The sequence below is a fragment of the Nostoc sp. CALU 546 genome, from assembly GCF_048836525.1.
On sequence record NZ_JAWJTF010000367.1, the window covers coordinates 1 to 1,858 of the forward strand.

Below are 1,858 nucleotides of genomic sequence, written 5' to 3' on the forward strand. Positions count from 1 at the left end.
ATTGAGTCTCGTACTCAATATCTGACTAGAGGCAGAGCCTAGGCTGTTGACTTTGTGCCTTTTTGGAGGGTAAAAGTTCATGCAGTTTCTGTGTCGTTAGTGTTGGCTGAAAATAAAGTTTTTCTCTTTGAGAGCATAGATTGTCCAAAAACTTCAGAGAGCCATTCTTCAACATCTGTAAAACTAATGTTTTCCAGTGCATTTTTAATAACGGAGGTTGTTAAATTCATGGTAGATAAACAAATAGTTAATAACATCTGCCCCATCTCTTTAATTGGACAACGTGCAGAAAATTGCTTATATTTTCCAAACAACGATTCAATTACATCAGAAGTAGCTAAAAAAGTTTCTTTATCCTTGATTTGCAAACACTGATTAGTCACGTAATCAAATATTTGCTGTTGGAAATCTTGGAGCGAACTGTTAACAAATTCAAATTTATTTTGCTGAAAATATTCCAGGGATTGAGAATTAAGTCCTAATTGTTTTAATTGGGTTTCTAGACTGCGCGTCATTGCCACCATTTGATTCCAGTGAATCAGGTCTGCTTCATAATCAGCTAACCATCCCAATTTCTCTATTATTTTTGGATAAATCAGCTTATGTTCAATATCTGGCATTAATTTAATCAGAGTTTCTGCTGGAGAGTTTAATAGCTTAATCGCCCAATTAGTTAATCTTTCAACATTGAAGTAACGACATTGAGAACGTTGAGATGGAGGAGACAAAAAAGATAATTCTGTTTGCTGGAGTCTTTGCCTGCATGTATTGCATTTTTGCATAAATGACTGATATCTATCATCTGCATCTAACCTGTATTTTAAAAGTAAAGCCATTGCATGAGTGACATCATGAGTGTAAATGATTCCTGGATAATTTTCTTTATATAGCTTGATTCCACGAGCCAGGTCATTACTATGATCTGCAACTATTTGTACTGGTACGCCAACTCTTTCAGTGATTTTATTTAGCTGATGAAGAATCATTTCTCCTTTTGTCGAACCCATAATTTCTAATCCTAATAATTCGACATCCTCATCTGATAATGCTCGTCCTTTTGCAACTACTTGTTCACTAAAATACTTTTGTGAGATTCCTAGTACAACTAAAGCTTTTTGCTTTCCTAATTCCAGTGTAAAATCAACAATAAATATCCAATCATCCCGATACTCTTTTTTTCTTGTCAATTCATATATCCCCATCCTTCCTAACCATTTTCTTATACAAGTAAAGCTTGGGGTTATATTTGACTCAGATTTAAATAACTCGAATACTTTTTCTGTCGCTCTAAAACTGATACCACAGTCAATTAAAAGTTCTAAAGCTTGTTGAATTGTCTGAGCATCATAAGTATGTCCCTTAATACTTAATTCCTCACTATATTTTTTCTCGTCTAAGTTGTTCTCCTCGCTAGCAATTTCTTCTTTTTTTCACCGACTTCTCCTCCCATTTCCTGCTCTTTTATCTGTGATTCTGCTGCCAGCGCACGCTGTTTCCAATGCTCTCGTGATGCAGTTAAATCTCGGACTTTTATTTCTAACGTCCTGACTTTCTTTTGTTTTTCTAAGGCTTTTTCTCTCCAGCTATCTCGACCTTTATGAAACAACCGTGCTAATCTACTGACTGGGCTTTTAAACTCTTGCATTTACTTTGGCTTTTCTCGACTCTAGCAACATCATTATTGCATGAAATAATTTTGCCTTAAAACCAACAAAGTCAACAGCCTAGGCAGAGCCTCTAATCAGGCATTCCTATGCAGAGCATAGGAACGAGATAAACGAGAGAACAACGAGAAATTGATCTTCTTTTGACTTGTGTGTACACCGTAGCCTTTCCAAGGGGGGATTAAGGGGGGTAA

General features: G+C 36.0%; 2 protein-coding genes. Both read right to left on the reverse strand.

From position 1 onward, the window contains the following. Positions 1 to 77: 77 nt before the first annotated feature. Positions 78 to 1,187 carry a hypothetical protein gene (locus RRG12_RS43725; protein WP_420763331.1) on the reverse strand — a complete coding sequence of 370 codons (1,110 nt, stop codon included), beginning with the start codon at positions 1,185 to 1,187 and terminating at the stop codon, positions 78 to 80. Between the two features lie 206 nt (positions 1,188 to 1,393). Further along, a complete protein-coding gene (locus RRG12_RS43730) occupies positions 1,394 to 1,645 on the reverse strand; it encodes a hypothetical protein (protein WP_420763332.1) in 252 nt (83 codons plus the stop codon). Positions 1,646 to 1,858 lie beyond the last annotated feature (213 nt).